Annotated in this window: 3 protein-coding genes; 1 reads left to right on the forward strand and 2 read right to left on the reverse strand. The window is 47.5% G+C overall.

Annotated elements, in window-relative coordinates:
- Positions 1-496 precede the first annotated feature (496 nt).
- Positions 497-1,417, forward strand: a complete 921-nt coding sequence (locus PX482_RS23675; protein WP_288058496.1) for an ROK family protein — start codon at positions 497-499, stop codon at positions 1,415-1,417.
- Between the two features lie 87 nt (positions 1,418-1,504).
- Here PX482_RS23675 and PX482_RS23680 read toward each other — a convergent pair whose 3' ends face one another.
- Together PX482_RS23680 and PX482_RS23685 are read right to left on the reverse strand one after the other, a co-directional pair.
- On the reverse strand, positions 1,505-2,107 hold the full coding sequence (locus PX482_RS23680; protein ID WP_288058498.1) for a Crp/Fnr family transcriptional regulator: 603 nt from the start codon (positions 2,105-2,107) through the stop codon (positions 1,505-1,507).
- 279 nt (positions 2,108-2,386) lie between these two features.
- On the reverse strand, positions 2,387-3,025 hold the full coding sequence (locus PX482_RS23685) for an LON peptidase substrate-binding domain-containing protein (RefSeq protein WP_288123110.1): 639 nt from the start codon (positions 3,023-3,025) through the stop codon (positions 2,387-2,389).
- Positions 3,026-3,197: the final 172 nt, after the last annotated feature.

A 3,197-nucleotide genomic window follows, 5' to 3' on the forward strand; every position in this document is an offset into this window, starting at 1 on the left:
AAATGGATTTTAGGTTCGATCCCCCCTGCCCCCCTTGATAAGGGGGGTGCCGATAGGCGGGGGGAGCTACCCTTGATAAGGGGGGTGCCGATAGGCGGGGGGAGCTACCCTTGATAAGGGGGGTGCCGATCCCCCCTTAATCCCCCCTTAATAAGGGGGGCATCTGATAATTTTTAACGCCTACCTACTTAAAAATGGGTAAAAATCAGGAGTTAAGCTGCCGGTGTCCAAAGTATAGGAGAAATTTGGGGCTAATCAATCAGCTAGTTTTGCCGGTTTAGCCGAATTATCCTCTCGATCACATCTAACTGCGAAAAAAACCGCCAAAAAGAGTGATAATAAACCTAAGTGGGTGGGTGGAATTAAATATAAGATGAACGTAGGTTGGGTTGAAGCATGAAACCCAACCTACGATTATGTTACGCTACCGCTAACCCATCCTACAAATAATTATGCCTCCCTACTTAGCTATTCCCAGAGTAACAAGGAAAGCCCGATGGTGAAAACAGTCATAGGTGTCGATTTAGGTGGAACCGCTATTAAAATTGGTAAATTTGACCAAGAGGGCAATTGTCTCGAATCTCTCACCTTACCCACTCCCCAACCCGCTACACCCAAAGAAGTCGCCCATACCATACATCAAGGCATTTGTCAAGTAAATTTAGATAAAAGTTGTCAAGCGCTCGGTGTGGGAACGCCAGGTCCGGCGGATGCTCAGGGAAGAATTGTCAAAATAGCGATTAATTTGGCAGGATGGCGGGATATTCCCCTCGCCGATTGGTTAGAGGAAAGCACGGGAATGCCGACAATTTTAGCCAATGATGCCAATTGTGCCGGTTTAGGGGAAGCTTGGTTAGGAGCGGGCAAACGCTTTCAAAACTTGATCCTGTTAACCTTGGGGACGGGAGTAGGAGGGGCAATTATCCTCGATGGTAACTTATTTGTCGGCAGCAAGGGAACGGCCGCAGAATTAGGTTTAATAACCCTCAATTTTGACGGTCCATTGTGCAATAGCGGTAATCAGGGTTCCTTAGAACAATACGTCTCCCTGCAAGCTATTCGCCGGATGACCGGCAAAGAACCGAAGCAATTGGCGGAATTGGCCGAAAAAGGCGATCAAGGGGCTTTACAATTCTGGCAGGGTTACGGTTGTTTACTGGGGGCTGGTATCGCCAGTTTACTCTATGTTCTCACCCCAGAGGCGGTAATTATCGGCGGCGGTATTAGCGCCAGTGCTAAGTTTTTCTTTCCCTCTCTCCTCACAGAAATCGAAAGACGGGTTTTACCTAGTTCCAGAGAAGGATTAGAGGTATTAACGGCCGAGTTAGGTAATGGCGCCGGCATGGTGGGGGCTGCTAAATTAGCTTGGCAATTAGTGGACTTGCGCGGGGATTCTATTATGGCTGGGTCTGAATAAAATTGTCTGACTTGAAAGAGGGTGTGGGGTGTAGGGAAAGAAACCTCTTTCATCTGTGGGGGTGAAAATTTTTTCATCAGGACTGAGTTAATCGTGAATGATTAAATGGCGATCGCAATCGCTGCTCACCGCTCCCTGACGCTGAAATTCGCCTAATAAACGCGTCACCGTTACCCTTGTAGTACCGATAGCATTGGCGAGATTTTGATGGGTTAAACGGATCTTTAAACGACTGCCTTGGGCGATTGGTTCTCCCATTTCCCGCTTTAATAGCTGTAGTAACTGCTGGAGACGTTCCTCCACTCGTTTGATTCCTGCGATCGCAAGTAGGGATTCCGTTTGTTGTTGACGACGGATCATTTGATTTAACATCATCCTGGTTAATTCCGCCGAATTTTCCACTTCGGCGATCGTGTACCACTTTAGGTACAGTTCCGACAAGGCTCTGGCGTGATAGGATTCTAGATGGGTCAAATTTAAGCCGAAAAAGTGGGATGAATGAACCCAGCCTAGTAAAATTTCCTCCCCACTCTCAGATACTTGACTTAGTTGCGCCATACCCCGATAAACTTGCCAGACTCCATCAACCACCAGAGGAATATTTTCCCCGCGATCATAAAAATGGAGCCGACGACTCTCGCTATAGTCTTCTCGGAAGGGTGAGGAGTTGGGATTATAGGTCAGCAACATGATCAAAGTTCTCCTAGGTGAGGGGCTAACAATTTTAACCCCACTCTACTGTATCAAGGTAAACATTAGGTAATCCCCAGATTAACAGTTATCAGTGGGTCAGTTATCAGTTATCAGTGGGTCAGTTATCAGTTCACCGATTACTGATTACTGTTCACTGTTCACTGAAATAATACTAAATCCGTTGAGTAACGCACAGAAAACGGGTTTCTCGGAGAAACCCGTTTTCTGCTCATGTCCCCCATTTCCCTCTCCCGCAGCTGAAAAACCTACAGATTATTAATTTAAAGCATCTTTAAGAGCCGTGCGAGCGGCCAGATGATTGCGGGTTGAGGTGAGAATTTCCGATTCTCGTTGGAGACGACTGACTGTATCGAGCATTTCTAATAAAGCTTGTTGTTCCCCGGCCACACCGTAGAGATTACCCGCCACCCAGTAGGATAATTCCAGGGGAAGACTAGGCAAATCGTCGGGGAGTTCAATTTTTTGAGCGGTTAATTTGGCTGATAGATGAACCACATCCCGCAGCAGTCGATCCACTTCTTTGGCCAGAGGTCGCAAATCTTGGGGGGTGGGGACATCTTCAATCCACTCCACTAAACCGACGCGATAGGGTTTTTCCCGGACGTATTCTAGGACACGGAAACGCTGTTGACCGATGGTGAGAATTTTTAAGCGATCATCCGGGAGACGTTGACAACGGACAACTTCCGCACAACTGCCGACTTTAGCGATTTCTCCCGTGGCTGGATCTACCATTAAGACCCCAAAACGGCGATCTTCTTCCAATATCGTATTCATCATAATCCGATAGCGAAACTCGAAGATGTGCAGGGGCAGAGGACGACCCGGGAATAAAACAACTTCGGGTAGGGGAAAGAGAGGTAATTCTCTAACGGCAATGGAAGAAGTGGCCATAGGTTTAGTAAAAAAAAACCGATCTTTTCTTATTTTTACACAATACCCCCTGAACCGCTAGGTAAGGGCAAGAGACTCCGAGCCAGTATTCAGGAGTCGGGAGATTGCCTTTATTTATTCTCCCCACACCCCACACCCCACACCCCACACCCCACACCCCACACCCCACACC

The sequence above is a fragment of the Microcystis sp. M53602_WE12 genome, assembly GCF_030065455.1.
Lineage (GTDB): Bacteria > Cyanobacteriota > Cyanobacteriia > Cyanobacteriales > Microcystaceae > Microcystis > Microcystis aeruginosa.